This window comes from Azospirillum agricola (genome assembly GCF_020005195.1).
Classification (GTDB): domain Bacteria; phylum Pseudomonadota; class Alphaproteobacteria; order Azospirillales; family Azospirillaceae; genus Azospirillum; species Azospirillum agricola.
Genome location: NZ_JAIFZR010000005.1, coordinates 2,207,551 through 2,225,300, shown reverse-complemented (window position 1 = coordinate 2,225,300; position 17,750 = coordinate 2,207,551). Strand labels below are relative to the sequence as shown.

Below are 17,750 nucleotides of genomic sequence, written 5' to 3'. Positions count from 1 at the left end.
CGGAGATGCCTAAAGCCACGCCACGGCGATCTGGCCGTGGTTGCCCGAGGTTCCAATTCCGCTCTGGGTCAGAGGGTGAAAGGCCGCCCGCCCAATGGCGGTGGCACCTTGCAGCCCCGAACGCACATAGCCGGAGCCGCCGCCGCCGCCGCTGTCGCTGCCGGAGCCGCCACCGCCATACAGGCCATCGCCGCCGCCACCGTAGCCGCCGCCGCTGTTGCCGGTGTCGCCGCCATACAGATAGTTGGCGTTCGTGCCGCCGCCGCCCGACTGTGTGCCGCCCCCGGAGGAATTCGGGACGCCCTCACCGTTGAGGCCGCCCCCCCGTCCTCCGTTACCGTTCCACCCACCCCCGCCACCGCCGCCAGCGATCAAGACTATGCCGGTCCCATCGGATATCTGGCTACGGCCGCCGCCGCCTCCTGAGTTCACATCGCCACATCGGCCGCCGCTGGGATAGGCGCGTGTCTGATTCTTCCGACCAGCCTCCCCAACCATGAGCGTGAAGCTCTGCCCCGGCGTTACGGAGAGTTCGGCCACCGTGAAGCCACCCTCGCCACCCGCGGTGCTGCCCCCGTGACCGCCACCGGCGCCCCACAGATAGAACAGCCCCTTCGTGACTCCGGCAGGAACCGTGATGACCTGGTCTGCGCCTGTGAAACCGTAACGAACGACCGATGCGGCAAGGATTTGGCCAATCAACCCCGTGGAAAGCGTCATCGATGTCCCGGGCGTCCAGGCCGTGCCGGGGTGCGAAACAACCGCCATTTCGACAAAGGTTGATCCGTCGTTCGACCCCAGGAGGGTGAACGGGCTTTTGATGCCCCCCGGATAATTTGGATCGAGCGATCGTGGCGTGATCGAAATCGCGTCAGGGCAAACGCGCATCCCCACACCGAAGTCGACCTGGAGCCAGTTCGCGTCGGCGCCTGGATAGTACCAAACCGAATTCGCAGAGGGGTCGTCGAAGGCGCGCCAAACATAAGGTTCCTCCTGACCACCGAAGAAATCTCTCATGAAGTTCAAGCCCCTGACCTCGTATGGGAACGGCGTGTTGGCCCCGGTCATTGGTGGGGGATAGGCCGTACCGTTGATCAGGAACCGGACGTTGTTGAAGCCTTGGTATGAATTGAACGCCCCCGGCCACGCGAGCCGCAGATAGCGACGGGGAGTCGATGGCGCTCCGCCAAGCATCATTGAGCCGATGAGCATTATCTGAAATCCTTGCGCAGATCGGCGTGGATTTCCGTCGGACCGAAAACTTCATAGACAAGCTTGTCCACTGCATTCGGCGTGGTGGACAACGAGGGGATCGCCCCGTTGGTGAATTTCCATGCCGACCCGAAGGACAATGTGCGGTTTCCAGCCCCATCCTGCCGGATGGTGATGGAGCCGCCCTGGTGGTCAGACGGAACATTGGTCGGATTTGCCAGCGTGCGGTTGCCGGTCAGCGTCACCGTGAACGCGTTTCCGGCATTGAAATCGGGTATGATGGACGGTCCATCCGTCAATCCGATCCTTTGCGCCCGCACAGCAGTGGTAAAACGCACCCATGCGGAGGAAACGGCGGTTCGGCCAACTTCCATCCAAGACTTGGCTGCGTTGTACATGTCATCCACGATGCGGAACGTCAGCGTTCCCGAAATCGCCATGATGTCCCAGCGCTTCGCGTTCGCCCCCGCGTAGGTTTCGTTCCAACTGTGCACGGGGTTTCCCCCTTCCGCGACATGCGCGGGGGAGTAAAACACGGGCGCCCTCAGGTCACCCGTCATCGTACTGCCGGATTTCAGCACGGCATCCATGGCGTTGATGGCCGCTATACGCGTAGCGGCCATGTCAAGCACGGCCTGCACCTCGGCAACGCGCTTTGCCTCGATATCGGACAGGCCTTCCGCCGTGGCGTTGACGATTTCCGACACCGCCACGTTCCCCACCGCCGCTTCGATGGCCTTGGACAGCAGCAGCAGGGTCTTCTCGTCCGAGGACGACCCAAGCGCATCGACCCTGGACTGGATCGCGGATTGAAGATTGGTCAGGTCAAGCGGCATGGGTGCCTCCTAGTTCCCCAGCGCCAAGGCCAGGATTTCGACTTCTTCGATGTCGTCGTTGATCGTCCGCAGCGCCGTGCGCAGGCGCATCACGTCGCCGTCCGCCGGGTTGGCGTCGTCGTGCAGGAAATTGTCCGGATGGGGGAGCGGGTACCCCCTCCCCGTCCGGTCGTCGTGTGGAACGGCCATGCCGAACCTCCCCGTCAAAGAGCGATGCCGGTCAGCTTGCGCAAATACGGCCGGTTGGCCGGCGAGCCGTTCAGCACGATGCGCAGGCGCGTGGTCTTGTCGGTGCCGACGCCGGTCAGGCCGGTGGCCTTGAACACCCGCTCCTCCCACCCGTCGCCCACCGGCGAACCGCTGGAGAAGGGCACCGCAACCCAGTTGCCGGTCGAGGCGCTCTCCGCGTAGACCGCCACGGTGGCCGTCCCCGGCAGCAGGCATTCCAGCGCCACGGTGAGCGCGAAGCCAGTGCCCGCCGGGAAGCGACGCGACACGTAGTCTGCCGTCACCTCCAGCTTGCCCATCGCCGTCTTGGCCGCCGGGTAGAGCACCGGGGAGACGGCGCCGCCGCCGGTCAGCCGGGCCTTGACCGTCACGTTGCCGGTGATGGCGTCCGCCAGGTTGAGCGGCTGCATCTCCGTCAGCGTGTGGATCCGGCCGGAGGCGTCGACCACCACGAACTCGACGTCCGTGCTCGCCGCCGGACGCTCCACCGCGGCCAGCGCGATCATGTCCGAGACGGCGGTGACGCTGTAGGTGCCGAGCGTGATCTCCTTGGGCGTGCTCGAATACTCCGCCGCCAGCAGCCGGAAGGTCAGGTCCTTCTCCTGGTGCGGGGTCCAGGTCACGGCGTTGCTGGAGGACAGCAGAACGCCGATCTGGTAGGGCTGGCGCGTCACCCAGCCGTTGACCGGGTCGTACTTGCCCAGTTCCGCCACCGCCACCGCGTGGTCGGCGTCGTCGGTCAGGATCACCAGGGCGTATTCCTGGCCGCCCTGGGCGACGAAGGGGTCGAAGACGATCCGGGTCTGCCCGCCGCCGGTGACGATGGCCGAGGCCGCGATGCGCCCCTCCGTCAGCACGGTGCGGGTCGGGATGCCGTTCTCCGTCTCGCGGATCTGCACGATGACCGGCGATGGGCCACCCTTCGCCGTGAACCACAGGTCCACCGCGTGCAGCACGCGGGTGTCCGGCAGCATGAAGGTCTGGGCCAGCGGATCGACATGGTACTCGGAGATGGTGACGATGCGCCGGCGCGTCTCCGTGGTGATGACGCCGCGACCGACATAGGTGGTGACGCCGTAGCTGCCGTTCTGGCCGCGGAACTCGACGCGCTTGGCCCCCTCGGGGACGCCGGCCGGAATGGTGAAGGATCCGCTGAGCACGCCGGAGCCGTTGGCCGCCGGGCGGGTGCCGGGGGTCAGGTCGATGCCGTCGAACTTCAGGAAATCCAGCCGCTCGGCCGGGTCGAAATTCTCCGCCACATACTGCACGGTGAGCTGGCGCAGGAACTGCGCCGACACCGAGGACAGCGCCACCACCGTCTCCGACACCTCGGTGCTGGAGGACACGGCGCGCGACACGCCCGGCACGAAATGGCCGGTGCGGATGAAGCGCTCGGTGCTGTCGTCGGTGAAGCTGGTGTTGGTCACCGTCCATTCGTCGACCGCCGGGGTCAGGGTGACCTTCGCCGGAACCGGGTCGAACGCCTGGTAGGGGTTCACCTTCATCGAGCCGGTGCGTTGGACCTGCTCCAGCACCGGGACCAGCGTGTAGTCCAGCGTGGTGAAGCCCGAGGGCGCCGTGTAGATGCCGTTGACGCCGATCGGCAGGGTCAGCATGCCGCCGACGATCGCCGCCGACTGCACCACCCCGGCGTCACGCCCGCTGCCGTCCATGAAGGGATCGACGAACACGCCCTTCTTGGCGCCGGCCTCGCGGATGCTGGCGTCGGTGCGCAGGGTGGAGGTCGCCCACAGGCCGTACAGCTCCATGATGTGGCCGCGCATGTCCTCGATGTCGGACACCGGGATGGCGCGCACCGCGATGTTGCGGACCACCGGCTTGTTGGCGAGCCGCCAGTCGTGGGTGACCGAGGCCAGCGCCAGCGCGTCGGACGGGGGAACCGGCGCCGACGGCTGCCGTGTGCGGGAGACGCCCTTCAGGCGCGACACCTCACCGCCCTGGTTCATCACCAGCATGTCGACGCGCGGCATCTTCCAGGCGTAATCGACATAGACGGTGGTGCCGTTCACCACGCCCGACACCGTGAAGCCGTCGTCGTCGGCGGCGCTCCAGGCGGCGCTGTCGATGTAGCGGTAGGTCACGGTGTAGGTGCTGCCGGGAGCCGGCTCCGCCCCGCCGGGACTCCAGTCGATCTCGTCGCCCGACACCGTGTAGCTGGTGCCCACCGCGTAGGTGGTGCCGCCCTGCGCGACCGAGACCACCTGAACCACCGTGCTGTCCGGCAGGGTGTCGACCGCGCCGGTGTAGGCGCCGTGGGTGACGGTGACGGTCCTCTCCTTGGTTACCTTCACGTCCCGCACCACCGCCAGCGGCGCGCGGTTGAGGGCGATCCGCATGGAGCCGCCGCCGGCGTTGGCGAAGACGTGCGGCTCCGACTCCACCTCCTGGAGGTCCGGGTCGGCCGGGTAGCGCAGACGGGCGCCGTGAACCCGCTCCACCTTGTAACCGTTGATGTTGGCGCGCCCCTCGGCCAGCGAGAACAGATGGTCGCCGCCGTTGGTCTCCAGGAAGGCGGCCGACAGGCCGGACACCACGTAGAATCCGCCGTTGGCCTCGCGGTCGTAGCGGGCCAGCGCGGTGGTGACGGCGTCCATGGCCGGCGGCGTCACGCGGTTGTCGAGAACACCGTTCGTCACGGTGTAGATGGCGTGGAAGGCCCCGCCGCCGCCGTCGCTGGAGGCGCCGCCCTCCCAGCCCCAGACGAGGGAGAAGACACGACGGGCGGCGCCGGGCTCCAGATAGCCATCCGTCCCCACCGCCGGATCGCGCAGGGCGGGGTCCTCCAGATGGGTGACGGTGCTTTCGCTGTAGCGGACGCCGATGGCAACCCGGCCCACGGTCGGGATGGTGAAGGCACCGGCCGGCACCGGGCGGATGGCGCCGCGCAGGAAGATCTCGCCGGCCTCCAGCGTGACGGCGCCGTTGTCGGGATCGGCGACGATGTCGGCGCCCTTCACCGGGTCGCCTTCCTTGTAGATGGCGCCGCCCAGCCCGGCGATGCGGTTGCCGAGAATGGATTGCAGCTCGTTCAGCTCGCGGGCCTGGAGGCCCTCGCCGGCCAGGAACAGGATTTCCTCGTGACGCTTCGCCGCGTCGAAGAGGTTGTAGTAACGGTCCAGGGTCATATCTCGGCGGCTCCTTAGAACGTCACCACGAACTCGAAGGTTTCGCGGGTGGACGGCTGGCGGACGATGGGAACGGAATGCTGGAGCAGAAGCAGGATGCCGGGAGCATCCACCTCCGCCGGGGTGAAGTAGCGCTGGCCGGCCGGCAGGGCCGGGTCGGTCGCGCTGCCGACGAACAGGGCCTGCTCGCGCACGGTGGCGGTGGCCGCGTCGGTGAAGTCGAAGCGGACCCGGACGAACAGATGCTGGGTCGGCGTCGCCGAGACGGCGTAGCGGCCGGTGGGGACCACGATGCCGCCGGCGGGGTCGGGGGTGACGAACTCCACCTCCTCGACCAGCCGGCGGCCCACCTCGGCCCGCAGGGTGGTCGCCGCGGGATCCTCCGCCGGACGGTCGGCGTGGTAGCCGATGAAGACCTGCGCCCCGGCGGCGATGGCGCCGTCGGCCTTACGGGTCACGGTGCCGGCGGCGGAGTCCAGCGTGTAGTCCGTACCGGCCGCGTAGAGCGTGCCGGTGGGCGGCACCACGACGGCGCCGTCGCCATCCACCTCGCCGGGGTCGTAGTCCAGGGACGTGACCGTCACGGCGGACAGGTTGCGGTGCGGCAGCGCGACGGTGTCGGCGGCGAAAGCGAAGATCGCGGAATGGGTGGTGTCCCAGTCCGCGTTCCCCTCCCCCAGCGCAAGGTGCAGGGGTTGCGCCTTGATGGCGGCAGCAAGCGCCGCGCGCCCGCTGCGCGTCAGTATGGTCATGGCGGAAACTCCGAAGGATTCAGGCGGTGGCGTGCGAGGCGCCGATGATTTCGCGAAGGCCGGACCAGCGGGAACGCGGCCAGAAGGCGCCGGTCCACCGCTGCCCGTGGTGTTCGGCGGAGAAGGTCCGGCCGGTTTCGGTGCGGTCGAGATGGACGGCGGGAGCGCCCGCGACGGCGGTTCCCACATGCTCCGCGTGGCGCGTCACGGCGGCGGTCTCCAGGTCCGGATAGGCCGGAGAGCCCCCCTTGGTCGGGCGGATGAAACGTTCCGGAATCGGCAGCCGGACGAGCCTTCGCGGCGTGCCGGACAGGCGCGCGCCGCTGGACAGGATGAAGCGCGGTCCCTCCTGCACCCAGCGGAAGGGTTGGGTGCAGGCGTTGACGGTTCCGAGCCTCGGGCCGTCCGAAAGCACGATCTGGGCCTTGGTGAAGCGGCGGACCGGCCGCAGACCGGCGGGGGGCGGCACCCCGGTGGCGTTCGCCCCGGTGACGAGGCGCAGATGCTGGAGACGCGGCCACAGGCGCGGCCTGGGTCCATCCAGGGCACTGCGGTCCAGCCGGAAGCCGGTCACATAGGCGGCCTGCGCCGCATGGATGGGCGCCGGAACCGCCTGGATGCGGACGCCGCCCAGTTCGGCCTCCCCCGGCGTGCGGCGACCGAAGGAGAGGCGCACGCCCTCCGGCCCCTCGACGCCGCTATAGTCCGACAGCAGGCCGCCGCCGTCCAGCCCGGACGAATCCAGACGGAAGCGGCGGATGTCGTAGCCATGGAAGATGCGGGCCAACCGGGACCGGGCCGGCGAGGCCAGCCGCGCCAGCCCGATCAGATCCAGCACGGCGCGGGAATCCGGCACCAGCCCGGTGTCCACCATGAACTCGGCGAAATGGACGCCCGGCCCTTTCTCCTCGACCAGGACCCGATCCAGGCCGCGCCAACCGAAGGCCACCCGCAGACCGGCGGGCGTGCCGCGGATGCGCTGCCACAGCACGCCCTCGCGGATCGCCCGCTGCGGATCCTCCAGATAGGGCAGAACCTCGCCCAGCCCGTATTCCCACAGCAGCCACGGCACCAGCGGCGACGCCGCCTCCAGCTTGGCCCGGCGCAGCGGCGCGAGGCTGGGAAGCCGGTCGTCGACGGCGGTGGCAGCCTCCACGGCCCGCTCGAAGGCGGAGGCGCTGGGCGGCAGAAGGGTGGCGGTCATCGGTTGCGGCCCTCCAGGGTGATGGAGATGGTTCCGAGCGCCACGCATTCATCCGGCCCGCAGGCCACGTCGGCGGCCGGTCCATCCAGTTCCACCCGGTGGACACCGCCGACATGCAGGCGGGAGATCACCCAGGAGCGGGTCAGATCCCATCCCATGCCGCGAGCCTGGGCCAGGGTCGAGGGGAAGGCCGCCACGGTTTCGGTGAACACCTGCTCCGGGGTTTCCGGGTAGAGCCACAGCCGCGCCGTGAGGTCGACCGGCTTGATGGTGGCGCCCACCACCTCCACGGTGTCGGTCAGCACCCGCACGTCGTCCCGCAGGACCACCGCCTTGACGGCGTCCAGCAGGGCCGCGTCCGGCGTGCCGTCGCCGGTGCGGGCCAGCACCGCGATGCGGACACGACCGGGAAAGGGGCTGGACACCGCGGCGTCCTGGACATCCGGGCTGGCGGAGAGGGCCCAATAGCGGTAATGCGCGGCGCCCCCCGCGTTGGCCCAGCCCTGGACACGGTTCTGGATGCGCAGCCGCAGCGCCGCGTCGGTCTCCCCCTCCAGACGGGCGACGCCGTAGAAGGCGGCCAGATGATCCAGGTCGGCGCCGGCGGCGAAGGCCAGCAGGTTGGCGCGCACCACCTCGTTGGCGCGCTGCCGCAGCAGCAACTCCCGGTAGGCGCAGGCCTCCAGCAGCTTGTTGACGGGGTCGCTTTCCAGGTCCGCCGTCCAGTCGGGAAGCCGGGCCTTCAGATCCGCCTTCATGCCGGCGAGAATGGCTTCGTAGGACAGCGCCTCCAGGATCGTCGGCGGCGGCAGATGGGACAGGTCGATGGTCGTGGTCATTGCACCACCACCCCATCCAGGGTGATTTCCTTGCCGTCCGGCAGGTAGAGCCCCTCCAGATAGAGGACGACGCGGCCCGGCCGGGCCTCGGTGATGGCGACCCGGCGCGTGCGGAAGCGGGGCTCCCAGCGCCGCAAGGCCTTGGCCGTGGCGGCGTAGAGGTCCATGGCGAGGGCCGGGTTCATCGGCCGGTCCACCAGGGCTGGAAGGTCGGATCCGTAGTCCCGGCGCATCACGCGGGTGCCGGTGCGGGTGGTGAGGATGTCGCGGATGCTTTGCCGCAGGTGGTTCAACCCGGACAAAGCGGTGCCGTCTGCAGCGTTCATGCCGCGCATGGAAAGCTCCGATGCTCAGGGAAAGGGAGAGAACGCGCTGGTTACGGCCGCTCCGGCCGGGAGCGACGCGCACGCACCGCCAAAGCGGCGCGGATCAGCAGGAAGGACAGAAGGGTTTGCAGAGCATAGGCGGCGAACAGGCGCACGGTTTCGGTGATGACCGCCCATTCGTTGAAACTGTAACTGCGGCGCCAATCCGTCAAAAATCCGCAGTCACGCATCGAGCAGTAGACATGCGTCCCCACATGCATATCGTGCAACATTCCATGAATAGGCAAGGTCAATAGGATGAAATAGGTCAATAAAGGCGCGTATACGACAATGAATATTTCCGTAAGTGGTTTTAGAAAAGTCCAGATTGCGAGATTCCGCAATATCCAGGGCAAGGACGTGAACAGAAACATCGAGACCAAAGGGCTTGCCGCCATCGACAGTGCCGTCACCTGGGCCGCCGACAACCAAGACCGGTGGCGGGCACGCTCGTCCCACTCCCTTCCCCACCCGAAGACGATGCACAGGGCGGCCGACAGGGCGAGCGGCAGCGGCATTCCGTTGGCGATGATGTGGCCGATCCATTCCAGCATCGGTGTCATGGATCGTACAGCACCCTGACAGGAGAAACTTCCGCGACGTATCGCACGTCGGAGAATACGAGATAATCATGCCCGCGTCCGTGACGGCGGCGCCAGCCGCGGAACATCTCGTTGGTTATCGGGCACAGACCGGAAAGAGGCGACTTCGAGACACGATCCGGCAATCCCCAAGACCCCAGATCGGGAAGGCCAGGGATGTTCCAACCGCCGCCGAAATCGAAATTGTCCCGCATGTACACGCCGACGCCATCGATCACCACCGATCGGATCCTGTTGTCGAGGACGCTCACCTTCCCCACCGGAAACAGGTGGAAGGCGAAATTGTGGAGCGCCGCGTCCAACTCGTCGATCTCGGAAATCGCATCCTGATACCAGGCGGTCTCGACCCTATGGGTCTGCACATACCAGCGCCGATGCGCCTCGGGCAGTGGGACGGCGAAGGGGTTGAACGCCCCGCCGTCCCACACCCCGTTCTCCACCAACCGCTCCTGCAAAAGAGACATTGCGGCGGTGGTGAGCCATGCCGGCGCCCCGCCCGACCGCCCCAGGAGCCGGTCATAGTGAATCCTGGCGCGGGGGAAGGACAGCACCCAATCCAGCGGCACCGTGGAGGTGTCCGGCTCACCATCCAACGCCTTGTCGTTGGCGGGGCCGGCGAACCAGCGCTCCAGCAGCGCCGCGGCAACCGGCCATCCCTTGTTGCGCATGATGGGCGGGACGATTTCCACGCTGCACGCCTCGCCCTCCGGATCGCGGCGAGGCGGAGGAAGCGGCTGCGGCGCGTTGTCGCCACAGACGACGTCGGACGACCCGCCGGCAACCGCCGAACCGCAGGACACCGCGTCGCCGACGCGCGCCAATCGGCGGCCGTTCACATGCACCGCCGCCGCCCCCGTCGCCTGGACTCCCGCGTGGGTGTCGGGCTTTTCCGGGCAGGTGTGCGCCGCCCAGGCGTCGCCGACGCGATGGGCGCCCCGGCCGTTCACGAACACATCGCCGCTCGCCCCTGCGTTCGGCCGGGGCGGCCAGCATCCATGCCCGGTGCACTCATCCCCCAGACGGCAGACATTCGGCATTTCCGGGGATTCCCTTATGGATTCAAATCGATGCGGGGAGCTTTCAGCACGATTCCGTCGTTGCCGATGCGCAGTGAGGACGCGCCGCAGCGCAGTTCGATGGTGCCGCCGACCGGCACGTCCAGCGCGTAGGCGTGGGTTTCGCGGTCGTATTCCAGCGTCGCCCCGTCCTTCCACACGGTGCGGGTGACGGTGGCCTTGTCGGCCGGCGCCCCATGCTTGGTCTGGTAGACGGAGCCCAGCACGCAGGCCTGGTTCAGGTCGCCACCGGGCGCCACCAGCAGAATTTGTTCGCCGACCTCCGGCGGATGCCACGAGCGATCCCCGCCGGCCCGGCTGGCGGCCCATGGAATCCAGGTGGTGACGTTCTCGCCGATGCGGATCCGCAAACGCGCCTTGGTGTAGTCCGCCTCCTCAACGGTGCCGTAGTGAACCACGTTGGACAGCCGGCGCTCGGTTTCCACGGGGTCCGCCATCACACCATCTCCGGTGGACGGCCGTCCGCGATCTCGCGGTAATCGGGCAGATGCGGCGGCCCGGTGTTCGGTTCCCAGGAGCCATAGACATGGCGGGGAGGAAACGGGCCGTCCTCCGATGGCGGATGGGAATAATAGGCCGCCGAGAAGCTCATCCTGGCCACCATCGTCCCTCCCTCGCCACCGGCGACCGCCGTTTCCTCCCAGTGGAATTTCTCCAGCCGGCCGCCCAGCGTCGGGTCGGCCCGCAAGGCGTCCTCGACCTCAAGGCACAGGGCGTCCAAGTCGTCTTCGGCGTCCCCCCCGGCGACCGTTCCCTCCACCAGGATGGTGAGCAAGCGTCGAACCGGGCCGTCCGCGTTCACTGGATGGCTCGGATCCCGCTTGTCCCCCTCCGTGCGAACGGCAAGGCAGGGAAAGGGGGTCGATGCGGGGACGCGGTTCGGAAACACCCTGCCCTGGGCGGCGGTCCGGTGATTCGATGGCGGGGAGCCGGACAGCGGATCCCGCAGATGGTCGACCAGGGCGTGCCGGATCGCGGTCTTGGGGTGCATCGTGACCACCTCATTCTGACGCCTCTCTCGGGAAGAGGCTCGGTTGATGCGTTTGACGCCGAATTGGGCGGACGACCGGCCCGCGCTGCGGGCCTTAGGGACGCCGGCTTCGGATCAGGAACGCCTCACGATCCGAAGCGACAACGCAGGGAGGTCGAACCGCCACGGTCCAGCCGATTCATCGAAGCCCGCGCACCGGGCGGCGCTTCCAGGTTGATTGCCGCTCAGCGACACCGATTGCCACGGTAGCGAAACCGTATCGGAAAACATGCACATCGATCAATAGGTTTTGCGTATTTATTCCTAATTGCCTGTTGAAACAAGGGGTTGCCGATGATGCGCGACGCTCGTGGAATCACGCCCTGCGGCCGTTCCGTCTCCGCTCGCTCAGAACGCCGGCTTGGCGGCGGGGACCGTGCCGACGGCGGGGCTTCCGTGGCCGATCCGAAGGTGATCCGCCACTTTGTCCAGGGCGGAGCGCAGCTTGTTCAGGTTGCGGGTGCCGCCGGCCCATTCCTCCAGCCCGCAGACGGAAAGCGCCACATGTCCCAAGGGGGTGACGACCAGCGGGGAGCGAGCCCCCGGAAGCGCTTCACGCACCCGCGCATCGGCCTTGGCCACTTCGGCCCCGCCCCCTCTCACGGCCAGCCCGCTGGCCAGGAGAAAATTCCACAACGTGTTCCGCCCATCCAGCATCGGGTCCGCGCCGCCCCCGCCGCCCATCCTCTCGCCGTAGACCGCGATCATCGATGGTTGGAGCACCGCCCGCCGGAAGCAGCGGGCCAGCCACACGCCGGCCTCGTGCTGGCGCTCGTCCACCACCCCCCGCCGCCGATAGGCGTCCAGCGGCGTCGCGTCCAGCATCCGAACCCCCAGGGACGGCTGGCGGCCGCGGCCCTCCCCGTCCCGGACCTCCACCACGTGAAGGGACTGCCTCAGCCGTTCCGGTGTCGTGGTCTGCAAGGCTTCCTCCACGGCGGGCGGAATCGTCGCTCGCGGATTCGCGGCGTCCTTTCGCTGCGCAGGCTTGCCGCTCCGTTTGCCCATGACGCTGCCTCCATGTCATGCCGTTTCACGGCATGAATTTATACCTATGGAAGGATCGCCGTCATGAAATCTTGAATTTTCCCCGAGCGCTCAACGTTCAGGACGCCGCGCCACGACGGAACAACCCGCGCAGCCGGGTTCGGAGGCTCGGGCCGGCCGCGCGGAGATCAGGAAAGGCGGTGCCCACCACGGAACCGGAGCACCGCCGGCCTCACTCCGTCATTCCCTTCTGCGCCAGGACCAGGAAGACCTTCTCCTCCAACTGGTCCGGCGTGAAGGGTTTGGCGATGTAGCCGCTGACCTGATGGGCGAGCGCCCGCTTCACAGCCTCCAGGGTGGCCAGCGCCGTCACCATCAGGAAGGGCAGATCGGTCCGCATCTCGCGGACATGCTTCAGCAGATCCAGCCCGTTCAGGCGCGGCATCATCCAGTCGCAGATGATCAGGTCATACTCGGCCTTGTTGGCGGCCAGACGCTCCAGCGCCTCCTGTCCGTCGGCCGCCATGTCGACCCGGCCGATGCCGAGATCACGCAGGACCGAGGCGACGAGCTTGCGCGGCCCCTCCTCGTCATCCACCGCCAGCACGCGCTGGCTCCCCAGGTCGATGAAGGGAACCCCGACCATCGCCAGCGATTGCCGCAGCCAGCCCACCCGCGCCAGCCTCTCCCGCGGGGTCGGCGCGTTCAGCAGGAAGCCGCGGACGAAGCGTGGGCGGTGGGTCTGGCGGTAGAGGACGCGGGCCACCGCCATCCGGCTCTTGCCGGTGCAGAAGGCTCCGTCGCCGGCCAGCCGGACGATCTCCAGCACCGCCTCGGGCGACGGGTCCTCCTTGGTCTGCACCAGGGGGGCGAGGACCCGCTGGGTGCGCAGGAAGGCGTTCTGGATGTCGTCCACCTGCCCGGCGATGCAGTCGCGATCCTCCTCGGAGAAAGCGCTGGCCAGCACCATCTTCTGCACCTCCGCCAGCCCCTTCAACTTGTCCGCCCGTTCCTTCCAGCAGTCGAGCAGCCGGCCGGCGAAGTCACGGCTGTCGAAGAAGCTCCGCAGATAGTCGTTGACCGCCCGCGCGGCGGTGGGTGACAGCGGCATCTTCTGCAACACGAACAGGATGCGCAGCTTCTGCACGAAGTTGCGGCCCTTGGTGATCTCCGGGACGGTGTCCTCGTTCACCAGGATCGCGGTGCGGCGCTGCAACGCCGCCTCGGTCTTGGCGCCGCCGTGATAGGCGCCCTCGGCGTCGCGCAGGCGGCCGGACAGCTCGCTCAGCGCCATGATCTCCCGCTGCACCGCCTCGATGCCGAACATGTCGCCGGCGCTGGCGATCGTGAAGCAGGCCGGCTTGCCCATCTCGCGCCGGAAGGCGACCATCAGGCTGTCGCGCAGGGCCGGCATCGGCGTGCGCCGCATAAGCGCGTCCAGCTCGCGGAACACCGGCGGGGCGGTGTCGGGCAGGGCCCGGTCGCCCGCCACCAGGGTCACGATCAGCCCGATCAAATCGGCGAAGGGCGCGTCCTGCGCGCAAGACGCGGTGCCGGCGTCGCTGCGCAGGATCTCGCCGAGAAGCCGCTCGATCGGGGCCAGCGTTTCGGGATGCTGCTCGGCGATATCGGGGGCGGACGCCAGCGCCAGCAGCGCCTTCGCCTTGTCGGCGAAGCTGCGGCCGGTGACGATGTGCTGGGACAGCGCCGCGTCCAGCAGGAAACGCCCGAGGAACCCACCCCCCGCCAGCAATCCGGCGGCGACGCCGGCGTAGGTTTCCGGCGTCAGGTCGGGCGGCGGATTTTCCTTGGCGCGCTCACGGGTCAGGCGGGCGATCTCGTTCACCAGCGGAGTGAGCGCCCCCTTGCGCTCCATCGTCCGCTCGGCCTGGGTCAGGATGGCGACGAAGGTCGCGGTGTTGGACAGCGCGTTCTGGTGGCGGTTGTTGTGCAGCAGTTCCGTCGCGGTCAGGGCGTTCTCGTCGAGAAAGCGGCGGCAGAAGCGGCCGACGCTGTCACGCGCCACGGCGGTGTAAAAATCCGCCGGATCGCGGCAATCCGCGGTTTCGAGCGCCGCCTCGCTCTCCACACCTTCGGTTGCGGCATTCTCCGACGCCATGCGCGTCCACTCCCCGTGGCAATCGTTCTGGTTTGTTCTTGTTGGGCGCGGTCAGTTGGCCAGCAGGTCACGCAGCGCTTGGAGCAGACGCTCCGGCGTCACCGGCTTCATGACGATGGTGCGTCCGGTCTGCGCCGTCAGCCCCGCCGCCGTCTCCTTCGAGGCATAACCGGTCAGGAAGAGGATGCGCAAGTCAGGGTTACGCTCCTCCAGCGCGCGGCCGAGGTCCGGGCCGTTCATGCGCGGCATCGACACGTCGCTGACCACCGCGTCGAACAGGCCGCCGGCCTCGTCGTAGCGCTCCAGCGCCTCGATGCCGTCGGCGGCCTCGGTCACCACGCAGCCGGCCTCCTCCAGCGCCAACCGCAGATAGGTGCGGACGGACTCCTCGTCGTCGACCAGCAGGATCGCCGCGCTCTCGCCCTCGGCCATGCGCAGGGATTCCAGGCCGGGAACCGGCACCGGCGGGGCGGTGGCCGGCAGATAAAGGGAGAAGACGGTGCCCTGCCCCTCCTCGCTCTCCATCTCCACGACGCCGCCGGCCTGCTGCGCGGTGCCGTAGACCATCCACAGCCCGAGCCCGGTGCCCTTGCCGGGCTCCTTGGTGGTGAAAAAGGGTTCCCACACCCGGTCGCGGATCGCCTCCGGCACGCCGCAGCCCTGGTCGGCGACACGGATGACGATGTAGCGCCCGACGGACAGACCGCCATGGCGGGTGAAGAAGGCGGCGTCGGGCGTCTCCACCGTCAGCGCGATGGTCAGGGCGCCGCCGTCGGGCATGGCGTCGCGCGCGTTCAGCGCAAGGTTCAGCAGGGCCTGGTTCAGCGTGACCGGGTTGACCAGCGTGTGGGCGCCCTCGTCGCCGATCTCGATGGAGACGTCGATGCCGGCGCTGATCAACGGCTTGAGGAACACCCGCAGGTCGCGCAGCAGTTGGGCGACGCCGACCACCTCGCGCTCGTCCGACACCCGGCGATGCGAGAAGTCGAGAAGCTGGCCGGTCAAGGCGGCCGCGCGCTCCGACGCCTTGGCGATCTCCTGCACGCAGGTCAGCACGCGCGCCGCGTCGCCGGGGTTGCGCTCCGCCAGACGGGCGAAGCCGCCGATGGCGGTCAGCATGTTGTTGAACTCGTGGGCGATGCCGCCGGCCATGCGGCCGACCGCCTCCATCTTCTGGGCGCGCTGCAACTCGCCCTCGACCCGGCGGCGGTCGGTGACGTCGTTCAGCACCAGCAGGGCCGCCGGCTCGCGCCGGTAGACGGCCGGCGAGGCACCGACCTCCAGGAAGCGGCGCTCGCCGGACGGGCGGATGGCCTCGCATTCCAGATGCTGCCCCCTGCCCTCGGCGGCCACGGCGAGACGGGCCTCCAGCGCGTGGCCGTCCTCCAGGAAGCCGGCGAGCGGCCTGCCTTCCAGCCCGCCGGCCTCGACCCCGAGGATCTCGGCGGCGGCGCCGTTGGCGAAACGGATCGCCGCGCGGTCCCAGATGACGATGCCGTAGGGGGCGAGTTCGACGAGCTGGCGGTAGCGCCGCTCGCTCTCCTGGAGCGCCGAGACGGTGCGCTCCAACCGCGAGGTCTGGCCGGCCAACTCCTCCTCGCGGGTCTTCAGCTCGGTGATGTCCATCAGGATCTTGACGACGCCGCCGGTGCCGGTCGCGTGCTCGCTGATGCGGTACCAGCGGCCGTCGGACAGCAGGCCGTCCACCGGGGCGGAATGATCGAGGTGGCGCTTCAGCCGCTGCTCCACCCAGTCGCCGACGTCGCCGTCCTCGCAGCCGCCGCGCTCGGCCGCCGCGCGCAGGATCTCGGCGAAGGTGACACCGGGAACCAGCAGGTCGGCGATGTTGGGATAGGCCTGACGGTAGCGCTCGTTGCAGATCAGCAGCCGGCCGTCGGCGCTGAACAGGACGAAACCCTCGGAAACGCTGTCGACCGCGTCGTGGACCACCGTCTGCATGAAGCGGGCGTCGACCAGCGCCAGCGTCTCCGCGGTGACGTCGACGCCGCAGCCGCGATAGCCGATGAAACGCCCGTCGGGCCCCAGCACCGGAACGGCGCTGATCCGCAGGAAGAAGCTGCGCCCGCTGGGGTCGTCGATGTTGATCTCCAGCTCGCGGAAGGCGCGCCCGGCGGCGATGTCGGCCTCATATTCGGCCCAGGTGGCGGCATCCTCGACCAGCCGGGCAAGGTCGAGCAGCGTTTCGCCGAACACCGTGCGGGGATCGCGGCCGAGGATCCTGGCCAACCGATCGGAAACATAGACATAGCGATGGTCCGGCCCGGTTTCCCAGAACCAGTCGGACGAGGATTCGGCGAAGTCGCGGGCGCGGCGGCGGGACGCGGCCAGGGCAGCGGCGACGGTTCGCCGATCCGCGGCAGATCGCCGCAGGGCGGCGCTGCTCGCGAGGACACGGCGGGCGCTCCACAGGGCGAACCCGGTCATGACGGACAGCGCGCCGACGGCCGGCGCGTTCACCGCCCCGCCCTGGACCAGCAGCGCCAGAGCCGTTCCGGCGCCGGTCAGGGCGGCCAACACCTCCGGCAACGCGGCCCGGTGGCCCGATGCGGGGCTTGCCGGGTCGCTGACCGTATTGCGGATCGGTTCGGCGGCGTCTGCAACGTCCACGGGACCTCCGTCGGGCCAAGAGGGCAGTCGGCCGGTGACGCTCCACCGGACCCCACTTGTCTTAGAAGGAAGCCGTTAACATCAAGTTTCGCAGAAAAAATTTCTGATTTTTACGAGACGAGCGGCCGGCATCGACTTGGCGTGTGCGAAACACGACTTGTTCGCGTCATGCCGGGCCGTTGCCGGCGTCTCACTCGCCGTCGATGTCGAAGCCGTCATCCTCTTCGGGTGCGCGGCCGAGCAGAAGATCGGCGGCATCGAGCGTCAGCGCCTCGACCTCCTCGTTGCGCTCCTCGTCGGGAAGGCGCAGCGCGTGCATGAGCTGGGTCGCCAGATGGATCAGCATGGCGCGGACGCAGTCGTCCTCCGGATACTCCAGCGCCACCACATCCTGAAGGAAGGCGCCGAGCTGGTCCGGCGAATTCCAGGGGTGGGTGACGACGCTGTCCAGGCCGCTGGTGCCGAGAAAGACGCTGTTCAGTGCCGTGGCCTGCCGGTTGATGCCGTCGATCGCCTCGTCCTCGCCCAGCCGGCCGTGCAGCACCTCCTGGAAGGCGGCGAGGCTCTGGTCGATGAAGCCGCGCACCAGCAGGCGGACGATGGACTCGTCGGCCAGATCGTTGCGGCCCTGCTTCAGGGGGGGCAACGGCTCCAGAAGGGCTGCGATGATGGGCTTGGTGGGGATGGGGTCCATCGCGCCAACTCCTGAGAAATCACCCGGACCAA

At 68.4% G+C, this 17,750-nt stretch carries 16 protein-coding genes; all 16 read right to left on the bottom strand.

The features are described 5' to 3' along the window. Positions 1–9: 9 nt before the first annotated feature. The 16 genes from JN22_RS25520 to JN22_RS25445 all read right to left on the bottom strand — a co-directional run bounded on the left by JN22_RS25520 (position 10) and on the right by JN22_RS25445 (position 17,718). On the bottom strand, positions 10–1,212 hold the full coding sequence (locus tag JN22_RS25520) for a discoidin domain-containing protein (protein WP_085556558.1): 1,203 nt from the start codon (positions 1,210–1,212) through the stop codon (positions 10–12). Beyond that, positions 1,212–2,048 (bottom strand): hypothetical protein, encoded by an 837-nt coding sequence (locus tag JN22_RS25515; RefSeq protein ID WP_085556557.1) that lies wholly within the window; start codon positions 2,046–2,048, stop codon positions 1,212–1,214. Before JN22_RS25515 ends, JN22_RS25520 begins: the two co-directional genes overlap by 1 nt. Positions 2,049–2,057: 9 nt before the next feature. Then, positions 2,058–2,237, bottom strand: coding sequence for a hypothetical protein (locus tag JN22_RS25510; protein ID WP_085556556.1), 180 nt, complete (start codon positions 2,235–2,237; stop codon positions 2,058–2,060). A 14-nt stretch (positions 2,238–2,251) separates the two neighbouring features. Beyond that, on the bottom strand, positions 2,252–5,422 hold the full coding sequence (locus JN22_RS25505) for a DUF4815 domain-containing protein (protein ID WP_085556555.1): 3,171 nt from the start codon (positions 5,420–5,422) through the stop codon (positions 2,252–2,254). A gap of 14 nt (positions 5,423–5,436) precedes the next feature. Beyond that, a complete protein-coding gene (locus JN22_RS25500; RefSeq protein WP_085556554.1) occupies positions 5,437–6,174 on the bottom strand; it encodes a hypothetical protein in 738 nt (245 codons plus the stop codon). 19 nt (positions 6,175–6,193) lie between these two features. After that, positions 6,194–7,378 (bottom strand): phage tail protein, encoded by a 1,185-nt coding sequence (locus JN22_RS25495; RefSeq protein ID WP_179166221.1) that lies wholly within the window; start codon positions 7,376–7,378, stop codon positions 6,194–6,196. Next, a complete protein-coding gene (locus tag JN22_RS25490; protein WP_085556552.1) occupies positions 7,375–8,217 on the bottom strand; it encodes a baseplate assembly protein in 843 nt (280 codons plus the stop codon). Before JN22_RS25490 ends, JN22_RS25495 begins: the two co-directional genes overlap by 4 nt. Then, positions 8,214–8,543, bottom strand: coding sequence for a GPW/gp25 family protein (locus JN22_RS25485; protein ID WP_223677882.1), 330 nt, complete (start codon positions 8,541–8,543; stop codon positions 8,214–8,216). The genes JN22_RS25490 and JN22_RS25485 overlap by 4 nt, the downstream gene beginning before the upstream one ends. 50 nt (positions 8,544–8,593) lie before the next feature. Further along, the gene (locus JN22_RS25480; protein WP_143268423.1) at positions 8,594–9,145 is read right to left on the bottom strand and encodes a hypothetical protein; all 552 of its coding nucleotides are present in this window, start codon (positions 9,143–9,145) and stop codon (positions 8,594–8,596) included. Continuing rightward, entirely contained in the window at positions 9,142–10,221 is a 1,080-nt protein-coding gene (locus JN22_RS25475; RefSeq protein WP_143268422.1) for a DUF6402 family protein, read from the bottom strand. Before JN22_RS25475 ends, JN22_RS25480 begins: the two co-directional genes overlap by 4 nt. A 14-nt stretch (positions 10,222–10,235) precedes the next feature. Next, positions 10,236–10,697, bottom strand: a complete 462-nt coding sequence (locus tag JN22_RS25470) for a phage baseplate assembly protein V (RefSeq protein ID WP_085556549.1) — start codon at positions 10,695–10,697, stop codon at positions 10,236–10,238. Next, complete coding sequence (locus JN22_RS25465) at positions 10,697–11,035, bottom strand: hypothetical protein (protein WP_143268420.1); 339 nt, start codon at positions 11,033–11,035, stop codon at positions 10,697–10,699. The genes JN22_RS25470 and JN22_RS25465 overlap by 1 nt, the downstream gene beginning before the upstream one ends. 603 nt (positions 11,036–11,638) lie before the next feature. Beyond that, a complete protein-coding gene (locus tag JN22_RS25460) occupies positions 11,639–12,298 on the bottom strand; it encodes a hypothetical protein (protein ID WP_143268419.1) in 660 nt (219 codons plus the stop codon). A 211-nt stretch (positions 12,299–12,509) separates the two neighbouring features. Beyond that, positions 12,510–14,396 carry a response regulator gene (locus JN22_RS25455; protein WP_085556546.1) on the bottom strand — a complete coding sequence of 629 codons (1,887 nt, stop codon included), beginning with the start codon at positions 14,394–14,396 and terminating at the stop codon, positions 12,510–12,512. 51 nt (positions 14,397–14,447) lie between these two features. Then, the gene (locus tag JN22_RS25450; protein WP_085556545.1) at positions 14,448–17,024 is read right to left on the bottom strand and encodes a hybrid sensor histidine kinase/response regulator; all 2,577 of its coding nucleotides are present in this window, start codon (positions 17,022–17,024) and stop codon (positions 14,448–14,450) included. A gap of 190 nt (positions 17,025–17,214) precedes the next feature. Further along, positions 17,215–17,718, bottom strand: coding sequence for a hypothetical protein (locus JN22_RS25445; protein WP_085556544.1), 504 nt, complete (start codon positions 17,716–17,718; stop codon positions 17,215–17,217). Between the last annotated feature and the right edge of the window lie 32 nt (positions 17,719–17,750).

What these genes read in the sequence shown, in the direction of transcription:
- JN22_RS25510 (WP_085556556.1), bottom strand. Translation starts at nt 2,237, where the DNA reads ATGGCCGTTCCACACGACGACCGGACGGGGAGGGGGTACCCGCTCCCC.
- JN22_RS25495 (WP_179166221.1), bottom strand. Translation starts at nt 7,378, where the DNA reads ATGACCGCCACCCTTCTGCCGCCCAGCGCCTCCGCCTTCGAGCGGGCC.
- JN22_RS25515 (WP_085556557.1), bottom strand. Translation starts at nt 2,048, where the DNA reads ATGCCGCTTGACCTGACCAATCTTCAATCCGCGATCCAGTCCAGGGTC.
- JN22_RS25520 (WP_085556558.1), bottom strand. Translation starts at nt 1,212, where the DNA reads ATGCTCATCGGCTCAATGATGCTTGGCGGAGCGCCATCGACTCCCCGT.
- JN22_RS25480 (WP_143268423.1), bottom strand. Translation starts at nt 9,145, where the DNA reads ATGACACCGATGCTGGAATGGATCGGCCACATCATCGCCAACGGAATG.
- JN22_RS25460 (WP_143268419.1), bottom strand. Translation starts at nt 12,298, where the DNA reads ATGGGCAAACGGAGCGGCAAGCCTGCGCAGCGAAAGGACGCCGCGAAT.
- JN22_RS25470 (WP_085556549.1), bottom strand. Translation starts at nt 10,697, where the DNA reads ATGGCGGACCCCGTGGAAACCGAGCGCCGGCTGTCCAACGTGGTTCAC.
- JN22_RS25500 (WP_085556554.1), bottom strand. Translation starts at nt 6,174, where the DNA reads ATGACCATACTGACGCGCAGCGGGCGCGCGGCGCTTGCTGCCGCCATC.
- JN22_RS25475 (WP_143268422.1), bottom strand. Translation starts at nt 10,221, where the DNA reads ATGCCGAATGTCTGCCGTCTGGGGGATGAGTGCACCGGGCATGGATGC.
- JN22_RS25505 (WP_085556555.1), bottom strand. Translation starts at nt 5,422, where the DNA reads ATGACCCTGGACCGTTACTACAACCTCTTCGACGCGGCGAAGCGTCAC.
- JN22_RS25455 (WP_085556546.1), bottom strand. Translation starts at nt 14,396, where the DNA reads ATGGCGTCGGAGAATGCCGCAACCGAAGGTGTGGAGAGCGAGGCGGCG.
- JN22_RS25485 (WP_223677882.1), bottom strand. Translation starts at nt 8,543, where the DNA reads ATGAACGCTGCAGACGGCACCGCTTTGTCCGGGTTGAACCACCTGCGG.
- JN22_RS25490 (WP_085556552.1), bottom strand. Translation starts at nt 8,217, where the DNA reads ATGACCACGACCATCGACCTGTCCCATCTGCCGCCGCCGACGATCCTG.
- JN22_RS25445 (WP_085556544.1), bottom strand. Translation starts at nt 17,718, where the DNA reads ATGGACCCCATCCCCACCAAGCCCATCATCGCAGCCCTTCTGGAGCCG.